Origin of the sequence: Empedobacter sp. UBA5528 (assembly GCF_002426075.1) — a bacterium.
In the GTDB taxonomy this organism is placed as follows: Bacteria; Bacteroidota; Bacteroidia; order Flavobacteriales; family Weeksellaceae; genus Empedobacter; species Empedobacter falsenii_B.
In genome coordinates this window covers 32671-50444 of sequence record NZ_DINY01000065.1, presented here as the reverse complement: position 1 = coordinate 50444, position 17774 = coordinate 32671, and the positions used below count along the sequence as shown (strand labels likewise).

19 protein-coding genes are annotated in these 17774 nt (G+C 31.5%); 9 read left to right on the top strand and 10 right to left on the bottom strand.

The genetic code is table 11. From position 1 onward, the window contains the following. Positions 1 to 97 precede the first annotated feature (97 nt). Positions 98 to 352, top strand: a complete 255-nt coding sequence (locus tag B4L98_RS13715; RefSeq protein WP_038334756.1) for a hypothetical protein — start codon at positions 98 to 100, stop codon at positions 350 to 352. A 55-nt stretch (positions 353 to 407) separates the two neighbouring features. Here B4L98_RS13715 and B4L98_RS13710 read toward each other — a convergent pair whose 3' ends face one another. The 3 genes from B4L98_RS13710 to B4L98_RS13700 are packed head-to-tail and all read right to left on the bottom strand — an operon-like array spanning position 408 to position 3226. Then, positions 408 to 1532 carry an ATP-binding protein gene (locus B4L98_RS13710; RefSeq protein WP_221854121.1) on the bottom strand — a complete coding sequence of 375 codons (1125 nt, stop codon included), beginning with the start codon at positions 1530 to 1532 and terminating at the stop codon, positions 408 to 410. Between the two features lie 18 nt (positions 1533 to 1550). Further along, on the bottom strand, positions 1551 to 2228 hold the full coding sequence (locus tag B4L98_RS13705; protein ID WP_221854122.1) for a copper homeostasis protein CutC: 678 nt from the start codon (positions 2226 to 2228) through the stop codon (positions 1551 to 1553). Continuing rightward, positions 2225 to 3226 (bottom strand): isoaspartyl peptidase/L-asparaginase family protein, encoded by a 1002-nt coding sequence (locus B4L98_RS13700; RefSeq protein WP_114998363.1) that lies wholly within the window; start codon positions 3224 to 3226, stop codon positions 2225 to 2227. Before B4L98_RS13700 ends, B4L98_RS13705 begins: the two co-directional genes overlap by 4 nt. An 89-nt stretch (positions 3227 to 3315) precedes the next feature. On the opposite strand from B4L98_RS13700, the gene B4L98_RS13695 reads away from it, so the two are divergent. The 4 genes from B4L98_RS13695 to B4L98_RS13680 are packed head-to-tail and all read left to right on the top strand — an operon-like array spanning position 3316 to position 9099. Further along, positions 3316 to 6048 (top strand): GH92 family glycosyl hydrolase, encoded by a 2733-nt coding sequence (locus B4L98_RS13695; protein ID WP_291046233.1) that lies wholly within the window; start codon positions 3316 to 3318, stop codon positions 6046 to 6048. Beyond that, positions 6048 to 6641 carry a hypothetical protein gene (locus B4L98_RS13690; RefSeq protein ID WP_219034963.1) on the top strand — a complete coding sequence of 198 codons (594 nt, stop codon included), beginning with the start codon at positions 6048 to 6050 and terminating at the stop codon, positions 6639 to 6641. Before B4L98_RS13695 ends, B4L98_RS13690 begins: the two co-directional genes overlap by 1 nt. A gap of 49 nt (positions 6642 to 6690) precedes the next feature. Next, positions 6691 to 7107, top strand: coding sequence for a Fur family transcriptional regulator (locus B4L98_RS13685; RefSeq protein ID WP_291051884.1), 417 nt, complete (start codon positions 6691 to 6693; stop codon positions 7105 to 7107). A gap of 57 nt (positions 7108 to 7164) precedes the next feature. Continuing rightward, a complete protein-coding gene (locus B4L98_RS13680; RefSeq protein WP_291051881.1) occupies positions 7165 to 9099 on the top strand; it encodes a heavy metal translocating P-type ATPase in 1935 nt (644 codons plus the stop codon). A 28-nt stretch (positions 9100 to 9127) separates the two neighbouring features. Here B4L98_RS13680 and B4L98_RS13675 read toward each other — a convergent pair whose 3' ends face one another. Beyond that, positions 9128 to 9883, bottom strand: coding sequence for a tyrosine-protein phosphatase (locus tag B4L98_RS13675; protein WP_280050893.1), 756 nt, complete (start codon positions 9881 to 9883; stop codon positions 9128 to 9130). A 176-nt stretch (positions 9884 to 10059) separates the two neighbouring features. Between B4L98_RS13675 and B4L98_RS13670 the strand changes: the two genes are divergently transcribed. Together B4L98_RS13670 and B4L98_RS13665 are read left to right on the top strand one after the other, a co-directional pair. Further along, complete coding sequence (locus B4L98_RS13670) at positions 10060 to 10902, top strand: siderophore-interacting protein (RefSeq protein WP_125349936.1); 843 nt, start codon at positions 10060 to 10062, stop codon at positions 10900 to 10902. Between the two features lie 84 nt (positions 10903 to 10986). Further along, positions 10987 to 11709, top strand: coding sequence for a GLPGLI family protein (locus B4L98_RS13665; RefSeq protein ID WP_125349935.1), 723 nt, complete (start codon positions 10987 to 10989; stop codon positions 11707 to 11709). 59 nt (positions 11710 to 11768) lie between these two features. Here B4L98_RS13665 and meaB read toward each other — a convergent pair whose 3' ends face one another. The 5 genes from meaB to B4L98_RS13640 all read right to left on the bottom strand — a co-directional run bounded on the left by meaB (position 11769) and on the right by B4L98_RS13640 (position 16160). After that, positions 11769 to 12746: a methylmalonyl Co-A mutase-associated GTPase MeaB gene (meaB, locus tag B4L98_RS13660; protein ID WP_125349934.1), complete on the bottom strand. Its 978-nt coding sequence runs from the start codon at positions 12744 to 12746 to the stop codon at positions 11769 to 11771. A 169-nt stretch (positions 12747 to 12915) separates the two neighbouring features. Then, positions 12916 to 13521 (bottom strand): helix-turn-helix domain-containing protein, encoded by a 606-nt coding sequence (locus tag B4L98_RS13655; RefSeq protein ID WP_291078507.1) that lies wholly within the window; start codon positions 13519 to 13521, stop codon positions 12916 to 12918. A 125-nt stretch (positions 13522 to 13646) separates the two neighbouring features. Further along, complete coding sequence (locus B4L98_RS13650; RefSeq protein WP_180905671.1) at positions 13647 to 13817, bottom strand: FeoB-associated Cys-rich membrane protein; 171 nt, start codon at positions 13815 to 13817, stop codon at positions 13647 to 13649. A 4-nt stretch (positions 13818 to 13821) separates the two neighbouring features. Then, positions 13822 to 15921 carry a ferrous iron transport protein B gene (gene feoB / locus B4L98_RS13645; RefSeq protein ID WP_291078505.1) on the bottom strand — a complete coding sequence of 700 codons (2100 nt, stop codon included), beginning with the start codon at positions 15919 to 15921 and terminating at the stop codon, positions 13822 to 13824. Further along, the gene (locus tag B4L98_RS13640; RefSeq protein ID WP_038334874.1) at positions 15921 to 16160 is read right to left on the bottom strand and encodes a FeoA family protein; all 240 of its coding nucleotides are present in this window, start codon (positions 16158 to 16160) and stop codon (positions 15921 to 15923) included. Before B4L98_RS13640 ends, feoB begins: the two co-directional genes overlap by 1 nt. A 176-nt stretch (positions 16161 to 16336) precedes the next feature. Between B4L98_RS13640 and rplU the strand changes: the two genes are divergently transcribed. Continuing rightward, the gene (gene rplU, locus B4L98_RS13635; RefSeq protein WP_019975660.1) at positions 16337 to 16642 is read left to right on the top strand and encodes a 50S ribosomal protein L21; all 306 of its coding nucleotides are present in this window, start codon (positions 16337 to 16339) and stop codon (positions 16640 to 16642) included. A gap of 43 nt (positions 16643 to 16685) precedes the next feature. Beyond that, positions 16686 to 16943: a 50S ribosomal protein L27 gene (gene rpmA / locus B4L98_RS13630; RefSeq protein WP_038334883.1), complete on the top strand. Its 258-nt coding sequence runs from the start codon at positions 16686 to 16688 to the stop codon at positions 16941 to 16943. Positions 16944 to 17016: 73 nt separating this feature from the next. Here rpmA and B4L98_RS13625 read toward each other — a convergent pair whose 3' ends face one another. Next, positions 17017 to 17607 carry a hypothetical protein gene (locus B4L98_RS13625; RefSeq protein WP_038334889.1) on the bottom strand — a complete coding sequence of 197 codons (591 nt, stop codon included), beginning with the start codon at positions 17605 to 17607 and terminating at the stop codon, positions 17017 to 17019. Between the last annotated feature and the right edge of the window lie 167 nt (positions 17608 to 17774).

Sequence of the window (17774 nt, the reverse complement as noted above, 5' to 3'; positions counted from 1 at the left end):
TATATTACATTGATTTTACATGCTGTTGTTTACGTTTCGAAATACATTTGTCAAAGAAAATTAATCGAAAATTATTAATAATTAAAACAATAAAACAATGAAAAAATTTTTCGCAGTAGTTGCAGTAGCAGCTTTATCTTTAGGAGCAGTATCTTGTGGTGAGAAAAAAGCAGAAGAAGCAGTAGAAAATACAACTGACTCTTTAGCAACTCAAACTGACTCTTTAGCAGCTCAAACTGATTCTTTAGCAGCTAAAACTGATTCTTTAGTAGAAAAAACTGATTCTTTAGCAACTAAAGTTGAAGGTGCAGCTAAGGAAGTAGCTCCAGCTACTGAAGCTCCAGCAAAATAATTTGAAATAACATTCAGATCATATAAAGAAACCACTTATTAGATAAGTGGTTTTTTTATGCTGTTTTTCGATGTAAATAGCGAGTTAACTTGATAGATAAATCTAAAAGTATAATTTTAGAATTACCATTTCGCTCGATATGATACGACGCTTCATTAATTTCATTTAAAATATCTTCGATATTAGCTCCATGTATAAAAGGCGCAAAACCTTGCCATTTAAAACCTTCTGCATTAATTTGTAAAAAAACTAAATCATCAGATTGATACGTTTTTAACAAAGCTTGACGAAAAATCTCTGAACAATAATTCAAAAAATCTTTTTGTTCACTTCTCGACCAACTTGCAATTTGATTCGACCAATCAATCAAATCTTTTAAAACGGTTGGCGTTTTGGCTGCCATAAAGGCTTTTCGAACCCAAGTCACAAAATACTTATCGAATAAATGTTCGTCATCATTCAATTGATGCAACGCTTCTCGTACATTTCCTTGCGATAAAAAAGCGATATGTTGCGCTTTTTCTGGATTAATATTTTTCTTCTCAATTAGATAATTCTTTATATCCGATTGCGATAAACGAGGAATTTTAACCAATTGACAACGAGAAGTAATAGTTTGTAGAATCAAATCTTCACGTTCTGTTACCAATAAAAAAAGTGTTTTTTGAGGCGGTTCTTCAATTATTTTCAACAATTTATTTGCAGCTGCAGTAGTCATTTCCTCAGCTTGCCAAATAATCATGATTTTATAGCCTCCTTCGTAACTATTTAGCGCTAATGTTTTGACGATTTCATCCGCTTCATCAACAGGAATAACGCCTTGTTTTTTCTCAATACCAAGATGAGACATCCAATCCGTTAAATTTCCATAGACATTTTCGTCTACAAAAGTTCGCCAATCGTTTAATAAATACTTAGCAAGTGGCTTTTTTACACTTTCTGTTGCTGAATAAGGAAAAGAAAAATGTAAATCGGGATGTTGTAATTTATCAACTTTCAGATTGCATTGTTCGTTATTCAAACCACACAAAACTTCACGTGCATAAGCAATTGCCAAAGCCAAAGTTCCCGAACCTTCTGGACCAGAAAAAAGCTGAGCATGACTTATACGACCATCTTTTATAGATTGTTGAAGCTTGTTTTTAATCTCCTGTTGTCCAATTATATTTTCCCAAAGCATAGTCCAAAGTTACTATTTTTATTTTTCAGAATTTATCATACTTTTTAATCGATTGATTTCTTCTAAATTAGCAATTCCAGAATCATCAATCATCGCTGATGAATGAAAGTAAGTAGCGTTTGTATATGAATCAATTTCTTCAATATTTGTTGAGCGCAAACCACCTCCAGGCATAATTGTGATTTGATTTTCTGCTTTTTTAACAAGGTTTTTTAATTCACGTTTTCCATCATAAACATTACTATCTAAACCAGAAGTTAAAATAGTTTTGAATCCTAAATCAATCACGATTTGAAGTGAATTTTCGGCATCAGAAGTTCTGTCAAAAGCGCGATGAAAAGTACAAGGAAAAGGTTTTGCAAGTTCAATTAATTCATGATTTCGTTCAAAATCGATTTCGTTATCTTCATTCAAAATTCCAAAAACAAAACCATCAATTCTAAAATTTTTAATCATGATGATTTCAGATTTCATTTGTTCAAATTCTTCATCAGAATAACAAAAGTCTCCATCACGAGGGCGAATCATCACCATAATTTCTTTATCTGTTTCTTTTCTTAATGTTTTGATATCTTCAAAACTAGGTGTAATTCCGCCTGTTGAAACATCAGCACATAACTCGATTCTATCTGCATTTGATTTTGCTGCAACTAAAGCTGATTCTAAATTAAAGCAAGCAATTTCTATTTTTTTCATTTTGTAATAGATTTTCCGTCAATTAAACGATTTCCAGTTTCATCATAAACCGCAAAGTTAAAGCCAGGATGAATACAATATGAACCATATTCGCCTTGTTTGTTAATTGCAATAAAACCAACTTGAATCGCCGATAAATCTTTTTTACGCGATTTTGTTAATTTAATGATTCGATGAACAGCCTCCTTACATGCATTTTCTGGCGAATAACCTTGACGCATCAACTCCACAACCAAATGACTTCCCGCAATACGAATCACTTCTTCACCATGACCAGTAGCGGTTGCTGCACCAATTTCGTTATCAACATATAAACCTGCGCCGATAATTGGTGAATCACCAACACGTCCGTGCATTTTGTACGCCATTCCGCTCGTAGTACAAGCTCCAGAAAGATTTCCATAGGAATCTAAGGCAATCATTCCAATTGTATCATGATTTTCGATATTGATAGGCATCTGATAATTAGTATCTTTCAACCATTCTTTCCACTCTTTTTCGGAAACATCAGTTAATAAATTCTCTTTTTTGAAGCCTTTTTCCAACGCAAATTGAAGTGCACCATTTCCAACTAACATCACGTGTGGTGTATCTTCCATTACCTTTCGCGCAACAGAAATTGGATGTTTGATATACTCTAAACTAGCAACAGAACCAATATTTGCTTGATCGTCCATAATACATGCATCTAAAGTTACTTTTCCATCGCGATCAGGACGTCCACCATAACCAACACTTCGTTCATTTGGATCAGCTTCGACCAATTTTACGCCTTGCTCTACAGCATCTAAAGCTGTTCCATTATTACCTAAAACTTTCCAAGCTTCGGCATTAGCTTCAATTCCAAAACGCCAAGTAGAAAGAACAATTGGTTTATTGATTTTTGTTGAAGTAGTTGATCTTTTAGATGTAGTTTGCGCATTAAGATCAAGTTTTGTTGTACCTAAAAGTAAGCCTAAAGCTCCAAGATTTTTTATGAAATTTCTTCTATTACTCATGTGTTAATCGATTTCTAAATTGTGTTAAAACAAATATAATCCATATTATTGTATAACAGAATTTCTGTCAATCAAAACACTAAAAACTAATGAGATCAACTTTACTATCATTTATTCTGATGATGTTTTCATCATTAATTTTTGCTCAGAAAAATAATTATGCACAATATGTTAATCCGTTTATTGGAACAGGTGGACATGGACATACATTTCCTGGAGCGACTTTACCATTCGGAATGGTTCAACTTTCTCCAGATACTCGAATTGATGGAAGTTGGGATGGTTGTGGTGGTTATCATTATTCTGATGATTTTATTTATGGTTTTTCACATACACATCTAAATGGAACAGGAGTTTCTGATTATGGTGACATTATGTTGATGCCAACGCTTAATCAGAAAGGATTTAATCAGACTGATTATGGTTCTAAATTTTCGCATAAAAATGAAAAAGCAACAGCAGGATATTATCAAGTTTTGTTAGATAAATATAATGTCAATGTTCGATTAACGGCAACAACTCACGTTGGTTTGCATGAATATACTTTTAATAAAGCTGGTGACGCAAATATCATTTTAGATCTTAATCATCGTGATAAATTAGTTGACGGAGAAGTGAAAATTGTAGACGCTAAAACACTTTATGTTTACAGAAATTCGGAAGAATGGGCGAAGAATCAAAAGATTTTTGCCAAGATAGAATTTAATGTTCCATTGAAATTAACTGCTTCAAAAGACGGAAATATAATATCTAAAACATTTAAAGGAAATGAAATTGCCTTGGCTTTTGGTAAAAAAGTAAAGAAAGGTGAGAAGATTATGGTAAAAGTGACCTTATCTACAACTGGATATAATGGAACGGATGTTAATAGCAAAGAATTAACAACTTTTGATTTTTCTAAAACGAAAGCCGCTGCTGAAAAGGCTTGGGACAAAGAATTATCGAAGATTGAAGTGAAATCTTCAGATAAGAATAAACTAACTATTTTTTATACAGCGATGTATCACACGATGATGCAACCAAATATTTCGCAAGATTTGAATGGAAATTATCGTGGAATGGACGATCAAATTCATTTGGCAAATAATTTCGATTATTATTCGGTTTTTTCACTTTGGGATACTTTTCGTGCTGCGCATCCTTTGTATACCTTGATTGAGAAGAGAAGAACGATTGATTTTATTAACACATTTATCAAGCATTACGAACAAGGTGGACGTTTACCTGTTTGGGAATTAGCGAGTAACGAAACCGATTGTATGATTGGTTATCACTCGGTTTCTGTGATTGCTGATGCAATGGTAAAAGGTTTCAAAGGCTTTGATTATGAGAAAGCTTATGAAGCAGCAAAACATTCGGCAATGTTAGATCATTTGGGATTGAAAGCTTACAAACAAAACGGATTTATTTCGATTGACGATGAACACGAATCAGTTTCTAAAACATTAGAATATGCGTACGATGATTGGTGTATTGCGCAAATGGCATTGATTTTAAATAAACACGACGATTATAATTACTTTATCGAACGTTCTCAATATTGGAAAAATTTATTCAATCATGAGACAAAATTTATTCAGCCAAAGAAAAATGGAGGTTGGCTAAAACCTTTTGATCCGCGTGAAGTAAACAATAATTACACAGAGGCGAATGGTTGTCAATACACGTTTTTTGCACCGCAAGATATTAATGGAATGATTGATTTTTATGGTGGAAAAGATGGTTTTGATGCAAAATTAGATGAATTATTTAATGCACCATCAGAAACAACAGGTCGGGAGCAAGTGGATGTTACGGGACTTATCGGGCAATATGCGCAAGGAAATGAGCCGAGTCATCACGTGGCTTTTTTGTACAATTACATTGATAAGCCAAAAAAAACAAAAGAATTGGTTCATAAAATTTTGAATGAACATTACAAAAACTCGCCAGATGGATTGATTGGAAATGAAGATTGTGGGCAGATGAGCGCGTGGTACGTTTTGGCTTCGATGGGAATTTATAGCGTTACGCCAGGTTCGGGAATGTGGACGACTGTTGAGCCGTATTTTGATGAAATCACGATTAATCTAGAAGATGGAACGAAGCGTATAATCACGAAAAATAATTACAAAGAAAATCAATTTTTAGGATTTGAATTTTTGAAAGATAGAGAGATTAAACCTATTTCTGAAAGTGAAAAAATTGTAACAATTCCAGTTTTGGTTGCTGAAGACAGATCATTTCAAAATAAAATGAATGTTGAAGTAAAATCTTCTGAACCAAATGCGAAAATCTATGTTTCTGTGAATGGTAAAAAAGCAGAAATCTATAAAAAACCAATTTCAATCAAAGAAACAACTACAATTTCTTCTTTTGTGGAAGTGAATGGAAAGAAAAGTAAAACAATTTCTGGAACATTTACTAAGAAACCAAATGATTATACAATTCAGTTGAATTCTACCTACACACCGCAATATCATGCAGGTGGATATGATCAAAATTTTGATGCAATTGTTGACATGAAAAAAACGAAATCCGTTTCTTCGGTTGTCATGAATTTCTTGCAAGATTCTCGTTCTTGGATTGTCTTACCTACAAAATTAGAAGTCTATACATCGAAAGATAATCAGAATTTTAAATTGGTTGGAATGTTAGAAAAACAAGTTGATGCATTTGATAATAACGTGTTTTCTGATTCATGGAAAATTCAGTTTAAAGAAGAAAAAGCACGTTACATCAAAGTAAAAGCAACAAATTATGGTGCTTTCCCAAAAGGTCATTTAGCAGAACCTTTTCAAGGAAAGTCGTATATTTTTGTAGATGAAATAACAGTGAAATAGTGAATAAAAAGTTAATTGTTTTTAATTTAATCGTTATTGGATTAATACTTTTATTTCCAATAATAAATTTTTGTTGGATACATAGTTCTTCAAATTATACTTTTTGGGATATTTATTATCAAACCGAATATCATGAAATTATTTACATTCTTATTGGAATAATTATTTTCTCAAGTTTAATTAGTTTGTTTAAATACAGTAAGTTGATTAATGTTAATTTAGTTTTAACTTCAGTTTTTTTTATGATTATAATTGGAGTATTTATAAATGACATAATTAAATTAAAAAAGGAAGAAAAAGAATACATAGAAAGAGCAAAAGAAGATATTAAAAATGATAAAATTATTTTTCTTCATTCAGGAGGATTTCCTTTACCAGAATTTAGTTCTGAAACCTATGCTAAAATTGACAGTATTCACAATAAATATGGAGTAGATTATATAAATATTGGAGTTTTAGATTTTAAACATGATAAATTAGAACTAAAATATGAAGAAACTGTAAAGCCTTATCTTGAAAAACGTAATGGTAAAGATTGGAAGAAACGAATGCAAAAAGAATTAGATGCAATAAAAAAGGAAAAACTTTATTAACTAAACTTTAGTTAACTTTTTCGTAACTTTATATTCGAAATCGAAGAAAATGCAAACAGAAATTTTAAACAAAGCATTACAGAATCGTTCTATCAATCCAACAGCGATGCGTTTGTTGGTTTTAGATAAATTGATGAAAACTGACGTTGCATTAAGTTTAGCTGATTTAGAAATTGAGATGGATCAAGCAGATCGCGTTACGATTTATAGAACATTAAAAACGTTTGAAGAAAATAAATTAATTCATTCCATAGAGGACGGAACGGGTTCTAAAAAATATGCGCTTTGTGAGTCGAGTTGCAAATGTACGCCTGAGTTTACGCATGCTCATTTTCATTGTAACAATTGTAATCAGACGTTTTGTTTGAGAAATATTCATTTGCCAGAAATCAATCTACCCAAAAATTTCGAAGTCGAACAATCTTCTTTTATCTTAAAAGGAATATGCGATCAATGTAAATCCTAAACTTTGCAACCAGATTGCAGCAACAACTTTATAATTTTGAAATATAAATTTTTAATTATGTCTAAAGCTTGTTGTAGTACGTCAAATGACGAACATAAAGATACTCATAATCACAATCACGAAGGTCACGACCACGAACACAATAATAGTAAAATTTTATTAGGTGCCAGTTTAGCTATTTTCTTTGCCGGAATTTTTGTTCAATATGTTTTAAAACCAACTTGGTTTGTTGATAATCAAATTATTCGTTTGATATGGTTTGGCATTTCTTATATTATAGTAGCATTTCCTGTTTGGGGAGAAGCCTTTAAATTAGCTAAAAAGCTAGATTTCTTCAATGAATTTTCGTTGATGGGAATTGCGACTTTAGGTGCTTTCATTATTGGCGAATATCCAGAAGGTGTAGCGGTAATGTTGTTTTATACAATTGGCGAAATGTTCCAAGAAGCGGCGGTTAATAAGGCAAAAGGAAATATTAAAGCCTTATTAGATGTTCGTCCAGACACAGCGCATGTTTTACGAAATGGTAATTTCGAAACAATAAAACCACAAGATGTGGTAATTGGAGAAACAATTCAGGTAAAAGTTGGGGAAAAAGTTCCGTTAGATGGAATTATGATTTCAGATAAAGGAAGTTTTAATACTGCGGCTTTGACGGGAGAAAGTAAACCTTCAACGTATAAAATAGGAGAAACTGTTTTGGCAGGAATGTTAAATCTTGAAAATGTAATTGAAATTCAAACGACGAAAAAATTTGAAGATAGTTCGATTGCAAAAATTTTACAAATGGTTCAAGATGCAGCTTCTCGCAAAGCTCCAACTGAATTATTTATCCGAAAATTTGCAAAAATATATACGCCAATTGTTTTCTTTTTAGCGGCTGCTTTGGTGATTACTCCTTATTTCTTTGTTGATAATTACGATTTTAATGATTGGTTATACAGAGGTTTAGTTTTCTTGGTTGTTTCTTGTCCTTGTGCATTAGTTATTTCGGTTCCATTGGGTTATTTTGGTGGAATTGGAGCAGCTTCACGCAACGGAATTTTAGTAAAAGGTTCTAACTTTTTAGATTTAATGGCGAAAGTAAACACAGTTGTGATGGATAAAACAGGAACAATGACGGAAGGCGTTTTCGAAGTTCAAAAAATTGAAACTAATCTTCCTGAAAACGATTTTTTAAATCTTGTTTCGGCTTTAGAAAAGCAATCTACGCATCCAATTGCGAAAGCGATTGTGGCAAGTCATCCTTCAGAATTGAAAGCGATAGAAGTGGAAGAAATTTCTGGAAAAGGTTTGAAAGGAAAAGTTGATGGAAAAATAGTTTTAGCTGGAAATACTAAATTATTAGATCATTTCTCGATTCAATATCCACAAGAAATTCATGATATTGTAGAAAGTATTGTGGTGGTTGCAGTTGATGAAAAATATGCAGGATATATTACAATTGCTGATAAAATCAAGGAAGATGCGCAACAAGCAATTCAGAAAATGAAAGCTTTAGGTGTTTCGAAAACGATTATGTTGAGTGGAGATAAAAATACCATTACGCAAAAAGTTGCAAAAGAAGTTGGTGTTGATGAAGCTTTTGGTGGATTGTTACCAGAAGGAAAAGTAGAAAAAGTTGAAGCATTGAAAAAAGATCAAAATCAAGTGGTGGCTTTCGTAGGTGATGGAATCAATGATGCGCCTGTTCTAGCGCTTTCTGATGTCGGAATTGCGATGGGTGGACTTGGAAGCGATGCTGCGATAGAAACTGCAGATGTTGTAATCCAAACCGATCAACCTTCTAAAATTGCAACGGCGATAAAAATTGGTCGTGAAACAAAAAAGATTGTGATTCAGAATATCATTTTAGCAATGGGCGTTAAAATTATCGTGCTTTTCCTTGGAGCAGAAGGAATTGCCAATATGTGGGAAGCTGTTTTTGCAGATGTAGGTGTTGCTTTATTAGCAATTTTGAATGCTGTTCGAATTCAACGAATGAAATTTTAGATAAAAAATAAAGCGATCAATTGATCGCTTATTTTTTTATGTATAAATCTTTCATCAAATCTAAATCAACCTTTAAAATATCAGTTAAATAATTTTCGACTGAACCAAAATTCTTATTAATCGCTTCATAAGAGCTTTCCAAATATTCAGGTAAAACATCAATTAGATATTTATAATTCGGATCGATCTTTAAGATGTGTGCATATTTTTGTTCCAAAAAGATATTAGAAGCCAAGTAATCATCCATAATTGTATCTAAATCGACTTTCAAAGCAGATAAAATCATTGCTGTTGCAAATCCAGTTCGATCTTTTCCTGCAGTACAATGAAATAAAATTGGCGTTCTATTTTTATGTTGAATAATATCAAAAAAGCTTTTGTATTGCGTTTGACATGTTTTATCTAAAACAAAATCCTCGTAGATTTTACACATAAATTCTTTCGGATTTGAAATTCCAGCTTTGAATTGTTTCACTAAATTTTCGAAATGTCCAGAAGAAATATCCAAATGAACTTCGTGATTACAACTATTTGGAATGCGATCTTGATTTTTTAAACGTTCGTAAGTCGTGCGTAAATCAATAATTGTTCGAATTGGAAAATCGTTTAAAATCTCCAAATCATCATCTGTCAAATTTGCTAAATCATCAGATCGAATTAACAATCCTTTTCTAATGACTTCATTTTTTGTGTTAATTATTCCACCTAAATCTCTGCAATTAAATCCGCCTTCAAGTGGAAGAGTTCTTTGTCCGAGCGAGATTTCGCATAAAGTATTTTCCATTTTCTGTTCGTTTTTTAGGTTATTTTTAATATGTAAAAGTTAAGGTTAATTATTTAGTTATCATATTAAAATCGTATTAAAAAAAGTATAACTTTTTACTTTAACATTTTATTATTCTTATTCAATCTAAATTTACTTTATATTCGTATAGAATTAGAATAAATCTAAATAATCTGATGGGAGATAAAGTGAAAATTGCGAAGGAGAAGTTCATCTTAAAAAAGAAAGAATTTGTGACACCACATCTTATTCGCGTTCATTTGGAAAATGATGATGTATCTTTTTTTAAGGATACAACGTTGGGCGGAACATGTAAATTACTTTTTCCACCGCTTGGGATCCGTGATATTCACTATGCTGAGTATGATGAAGAGAATCAAAAATGGATTTCGCCATCAGAAAAATTTAAACCAGTTTCTCGTACCTATACGTTGCGCGATATTGATGCAAAAAACAATGTGATTGTGATTGATATTGCAAATCATGGATTGAATGGTCCAGGATCGCGTTGGGCAAATGAGGCGAAAGTTGGAGATATGATTGGAGTTTCGATGAAGTCGAAAAAAAAAGATTTGGCTCCAAAAACAGATTTCATTTTCTTGGCTGCAGATTTAACAGGCTTGCCTGTAATTTCAGCAATTATAGAGTCGCTTCCTGCTAAAACAAACGGAATTGTTTGTGTGGAAGTCCCAACAGAAGATGATATTCACCAAATTGAAACGAAAGCAAATTTAGAATTTAAATGGATTGTGAATCAAAATGTAGGAAGCGGAATAGCTTTATATAGTTTGACAAAAAATCAGAAATTTCCGAAACGCAAAGACGGAAAACGATTTGCTTATGTTGCGGGGGAATCTAAATCTGTAAAGGAAATAAAATCATTTTTTAAAGATGATTTAGAATGGAAAAAAGACGAATTTTATTGTACATCGCATTGGAAAGCAGGAAAAGCAGAGAAAAATGCATTAGAAAATTGTCACGATAAAATAGAACAAGAATTGTTGGTAAGAGTTTTCTAAAAACAAGAGGGATATTTAATCAAAAAGCTTTATCAGAAATGGTGAAGCTTTTTTTGTTATCTTTAAATTTCTAATTGCATTAAAATGAAGTATATCTTATTGTTGTTGTTTTCAGTTTCAGTTTTTGGTCAAGAAAAATTTAAAGTAGAATATGAAAGACGGAATTTTATTAATTTGAATGATCCGAATCCAGAATCGAAAAGATTAAGAGAGGAAATGTTTTCGAAACCAAAATATATTGCTCTTTCTGTCGATGCAAATCAATGTCTTTCACAAGAAATAGAACGAATTGATAATTCGCAAGGACCAAAATATTCGATGAAAGTTTTAGGTGGTTTTAAAGATTTGGAAAGCTTTTATGATTTCGATACGAATTCAAAAATAATCATGAGAGAAATGGATTCCAAATTGTATAATATCTCTGATTCCATTGCAACTTATAAATGGAGTATTACGCGAGAATCCAAAAAAATAAAAGGTTATGATGTACGAAAAGCAGTAGCTGTTGACGCTAATTTCAACATAGAAGCGTGGTATGTTCCTTCGATAAAATCAAAATGTGGACCAGATGAATACAATGGTTTGCCAGGATTATTATTAGAACTGAAGAAAACTTCTTTGAAAGATGAAAATCAGTATACAACTTATAAGTTAGAATCAATTTCGATTGACGATAAGCTGAAACTACAAAAACCAACGAAAGGAAAAGTAATTTCGACACCAGAATTTGATAAAATTGAGAAAGAATATTATCAAAAAATACAAGAAAATATCAACAAAAAAACAGGAGTTGATAAAGATGATTAACAAAAAAACGGCTCAATTTTGAGCCGTTTTTTTGTTATTTTGATTCAATAATCGTAAACTTACTTATTAAGAAATTCATCAATTTCAGTGTGGTTATTCAACCAATCTTTTGCCATTTCGAATGCAGATAAATTTTTGCTTAATTCTAGTGGGTGTTCCTTAAGTAATTTTAAAAATTGTTGATTAATCAAATCAATTGTGTAGCGTTCCGCTTGATTAAGCTGTTGTTTTTCTCGGTTTGATGCGTAATAATTATTTTCATTAATAAAATTGAAATAATCATTGACCAATTCCCAAAGTTCAGGAATTCCTTTTCCGATTAATCCAGAACCGATAATTGATTTTCTTTTCCATTGAGAAGATTTGGTTGGTAAAAATTGCAATGAACGAACAATATCCAATTTTGCATCTTTCACTAATTTTTCTTGAAACGAATCTGATTTATTGACAAAAATTAAATCAGCCATTTCCATAATTCCTCGTTTTATTCCTTGTAAATCATCTCCAGAACCCGGAAGTTGAAGAAATAAGAAGAGATCTGAAATTTCATTTACTAAGGTTTCAGATTGTCCAACACCGACAGTTTCAATCAAAATATTTTCAAACCCTGCTGCTTCGCATAATAAAATTGCTTCATATGTACGTGAGGTAACACCACCTAAAGAACCGTTAGAAGCGCTTGGACGTATATAAGCATTCTCTTCTCGCGATAAGTCCTCCATGCGTGTTTTGTCGCCTAAAATACTTCCTTTTGAAAGGGAACTACTTGGATCAATTGCTAAAATCGCTACTTTTTCACCTTTACTTAGAATATATTTCCCCAAAGATTCGATAAAAGTACTTTTACCAACACCGGGAATTCCTGTAATGGCAATTCTTTTTGAAGTTTTGGAAACAGGTAATAAACTAATGATATGTTGCGCTAATTTCAAATCGTCTAAACGATTGCTTTCGGCTAGTGTAATAGCTCTTGATAAGGCAAAACGATCGCCTTCTTTTATTTTTTGAGCAAGTATTTCGGGGTCAATTTTTCGCATAAGACACAATCTTAGATTAAAGATAAAGTCTTAATTAAGAATAAAAAAATACAATCGAAATTTGTGAATGTATTTTATATAGCTCTTGCATTGATTGGTATAAAAAATAAAACAAATATAATTGTTTATATATTTTAAATTCAATTATATAAACTTCATTAATTCGTAATTATGAATTTTTTTGTTCCTCTTTAATTCTTTTTATAAAAGCAGAAGGAGATTCATTCATGATTTGAGTAAAAGTTGTTGTAAAAGTACTATGAGAAGCAAATCCGCAATCACTTGCTAAATAGCTTACTTTCGTGTTAATGTATTTCGGCTCATTTTGAAGTCGATTGACGATATAATTTACTCTCAATTCATTCAAATAAGAATTAAATTGCTTTTGACGATGAGTTTTAATGATTTCAGAAAGATATTTTGTATTCGTTTCAAATTGTTTTGATAATGAAGCAAGGTTAATATCTTTCTTAGTAAAGCCTTTATTCTTCTCAAATAACTCTAATTTTCGAAGTAAATCATTTTCGGTTTTAGATGAAATGCTAAGATTATTCATTGGTTTTTCCTCAATGATAACCTCTGTTGGTGGAGTTGGAGGAATTATTTTATTTGTAACCTCTTCTTTGATTGGTTCAGAAGGAATTTCTTTTACAGAATTAATTTCTTCAGTAGAAATCTCAGTTGATTGTTTAGTTTTTTTGGAAATAAAGTAAATAATTAATCCTAAGATAATTATAGCTAAAACTATTAATGAAATGATTAACCAAGTTTCCATTTTTGTAAAATTTATATTCCGAATTAATAAAATAAAACTAATTGATAATCATTAAAATACTTGTTTTTTTCTGATTATACTATTGTAAAAATACTCCGAAATTTTGAAATAAAAAAGGCTAACTTTTAAGAGTTAGCCTTTTTTTGAAATTCATCTTTGCTTGGAGAACAACCACAGCCTTTTGAACATCCGCCTCCTTTTGAGCTAAATGAGCTTCTAATTAATTTTACAACATACCAAACTGCAAATCCAAAAAGAAAAGCGATAAAGATATATTGTATCCAAATATTGTCCATACTATTATTTTAAAAAATGATATGCAATAAATGCAACTACATATGCCAAACCTGTCATAAACCCTGTCTGAATCAATGTCCATTTCCAAGAATTTGTTTCGCGTTTTACGATCGCAATTGTACTCATACATTGCATTGCGAATGCATAAAATAACAACAACGAAACTCCTGTAGCAAGGTTGTATGCTGGTTCTCCTGTGTTTTGATTAATCTCATTTTTCATACGAAGAAGTAAACGATCTTTTTGACCATTGTCCTCAACATCAACCTCTCCTAAACTATAAACCGTTGACATCGTTCCGACAAAAACTTCACGCGCTGCGAATGATGAAATTAAACCAATTCCCATCTTCCAATCGTATCCTAAAGGCTCTACAACTGGTTCTATAACTGATCCTAATCTCCCTAAATATGAATGTTCTAATTTGTAAGAAGCAATTTCATTTGCCAAATCTTCTTCATTCATTTTCGGATGATGAGCAGTTACAATTTCTTCTGCATTTTTGAATTGTTCTCCAGGTCCGAAAGTTCCTAAAACCCAAAGAATAATCGAAATTGCAAATATAATTTTACCCGCATCAACTAAAAATCCTAATGTTTTTTCCCAAACATTAATTCCAACATTTTTCCAATCAGGAAGTTTGTATGTTGGCATTTCTAAAATTAGGTAACTTTTATGTTTCGCTTTAATGATTAAATTTAATAAAATAGCACTTCCTAGTGCGCCTAGAACACCTAAAATGTACATCACAAATAACGCCAAAGCTTGGTAACTTAATCCAAAAATATGTTCGTCGGGAATTACCAAAGCAATTAAAACGATGTAAATCGGTAAACGAGCCGAACACGTCATAAATGGCGTTACAAGTATCGTTAATAGACGTTCTTTATCATTTTCGATATTACGCGCAGACATGATTGCAGGAACGGCACAGGCAACTCCAGAAATTAATGGGACGACACTTTTTCCACTTAAACCGAATGGTTTTAACCATCTGTCCATCAAATAAACCACGCGGCTCATGTAGCCCGTTTCTTCCATTATTGAAATGAATAAAAACAAAATGGCAATTTGCGGAACGAAAACGGCAATCCCTTCTATACCTGGGATTATTGCACCTCCAATAATTTCGTTGATAGGTCCTTCGGGAATTAAGCTAATTGCTTTTTCGTCGATCCAACCAAATAAATCTTCGACCATTGTCATTAATGGTGCAGACCACGTATAAACAGCTTGAAAGATTAATAATAAAATTCCTAAAAAGATGATGTATCCAAAAATCGGATGAATTAATGTTTTATCAATTTTATCGGTTAAGGTTTCATTTCCGTCAAAATTATACGAAATAATATCGTTTAATTTATCCTCTAAAATTTTATTTCGATCTAATGCTTCTTTAACTTGTAATCGTTTCGAAACAATAGAATTTTCTTTCTTAATTGTATCTAATTTACTTAGATTTTCTTTCGATTCGAACGGAACTTCTTTCTGAGAAAGATATTGCCAAGCTAAATAATCAGATTTAAGATTAAATTCATTCTTGATTTTTTCTACAATAGAAAGATGGTCTTTCGGAATTTCGTAATGACGATTATATGGAGTTGCTTCTTTTGTAAAAGCTTCTACCAATTCATCAATTCCTTCGCTTGTACGCGCGTTTGTTAAGTATATTTTTGTTTGAAGAAAATCTTCTAACTTTTTCAAATCAATATTTAATCCCTTGCTTTTGATTTCATCTTTCATATTGATGACAAAAATCGCAGGAACTTCTAAATCTCGAACTTGTTGGTACAACAAAATCGATCGTTTTAGATTAGATGGTTCACCAACAACAACCGCCAAATTTGGGTAATGGTTATTGGTTTTGTCTCCTAAAGTTTTGAAAACAATTTCTTCATCCAAAGAGCTTGGATAAATTGTATACGTTCCGGGAAAATCTGTAATTTGGAATTTATTTCCATTTCGTTCTATTTTACCTTCGCGTTTTTCTACCGTCACACCAGGGTAATTCCCAACTTTTTGACGAAGATTTGTTAATTTATTAAATAACGAAGTTTTACCAACATTTGGGTTACCAATTAAGGCAATTTTATAATGATTCATTATTTTTTTGTTATCAAAATTTTATCGGCTTCGTTTCTTCTTAAAGCTAAAACAGACTTGTTAGAGATGATACTAATGCAAATAGGACCACCAAACGGAGCCTTATTTTTTACCAATAAACTTGTTCCCGGAATAAAGCCCATTTCGTAAAACTTAGCAGGTATGTCTTCTGTACTAAATCCAGTTACAACTGCTTGTTCACCAATTTTTAAATCTTTTAAAGAATAATTTTCAACCATTTCTACCAATCTATCTATGATTTTACTATATGCAAAGATATTTATTTTTAATTAATCCAAATAGAAGATATGTCATAGTTTTTTTATCTTTCTAATTAAATTTCAATGAATTCAAGTATCTAAATTCAAAATTTTGATTATCTTTGCACTCAATTTTCATTTATAAACATTAATTTATGTACGCAATTGTAGAGATAGCAGGGCTTCAATACAAAGTTGAAAAAGACCAACAATTGTTTGTAAACCGTTTAGCTGGTGAAGCAGGTGACGAAGTAAAATTCGACCGTGTTTTATTAACAGATAACGGAGCAATCACTGTCGGCGCCCCAGTTATAGACGGAGTTACCGTAGTAGCTAAAATCGTTGAACACGTGAAAGGAGACAAAGTAATCGTTTTCAAAAAGAAAAGAAGAAAAGGTTACCAAAAGTCTAACGGTCATCGTCAACAATTCACTAAAATTGAAGTAGCTTCAATCGGTTAAGATTGAGCTGAGATTAATTATTAACTCTTAAAAACAAAACGAAATGGCACATAAGAAAGGGGTCGGAAGTTCGAAAAATGGTCGTGAATCACATTCGAAACGTTTAGGTGTTAAAATTTTTGGTGGACAAGCAGCAATCGCTGGTAACATTATTGTTCGTCAAAGAGGTACTCAACATCATCCTGGTGATAATGTAGGAATCGGTAAAGATCACACATTATTCGCTTTAATTGACGGAAAAGTAGTTTTCACTAAAAAACGTAACGATAGATCTTACGTTTCAGTTGAACCATTATCTTAATTGATAATTCGACAGCGAAAATGCTAACAATATAAAAGCTCGAACTTATTACTTCGAGCTTTTTTTATGATTTTTATTCTTCTAAGTCTACAGCTCCTTTAGAGTATACTTCATCAGAATTTAAGTTTATGTTGAATCCTTTTTCAATTAACTTATCTCGAATTAATTTCCTTTTTCCCCAAGGATCAATAGATTGGATAATTCCTTTTTTATCAAAATAAAATGAATAATACAATGGATTACTCGTACCATGTTTACATTGGAAGGTATTTTCGTTTAAATTTAATTTCTTAGAATTTATTGGTTTTAAAAATTTATACCTTTTAAAATTAATGTCAGCAGAATCTATAATAGCAATTGTATAGTTTTTATACTCATATTGTTGAGTTTTCTCATTTGTGTTACAAGATCCTAAGTATGCCATAAAAGTAATTCCAACTCCAAATTCAGCATTATTAAAAAAAACTTTTCTATCAGGACTTTTTAATTTATCAAAACCTAGAATTAAATAAGAATTATTAGGATTAATACGTTCATTATGTTTTTCTCCTAATTCAATAAAAGTATCAACTGTTTTTTTTAGTTGTTTGCTCTTATAAGTAGAATTGAATGTTGATGAACATGAACAAAAAAATAGAATAAATGAAAGTAAAAAGTATTTCATAAGTGGTTAATTAATAGAACTAAATTACAACTTATTTCAACTAAAAAAGCATCCAATTTCTTGAATGCTTTTTGATTTTATTATTTTGAAGAGAAGCTGAAATGAAATCAGCTTGACACGTTTTGTTTTGATAATTCGTTAAGTCATCTGAACTCGTTTAAGGATCA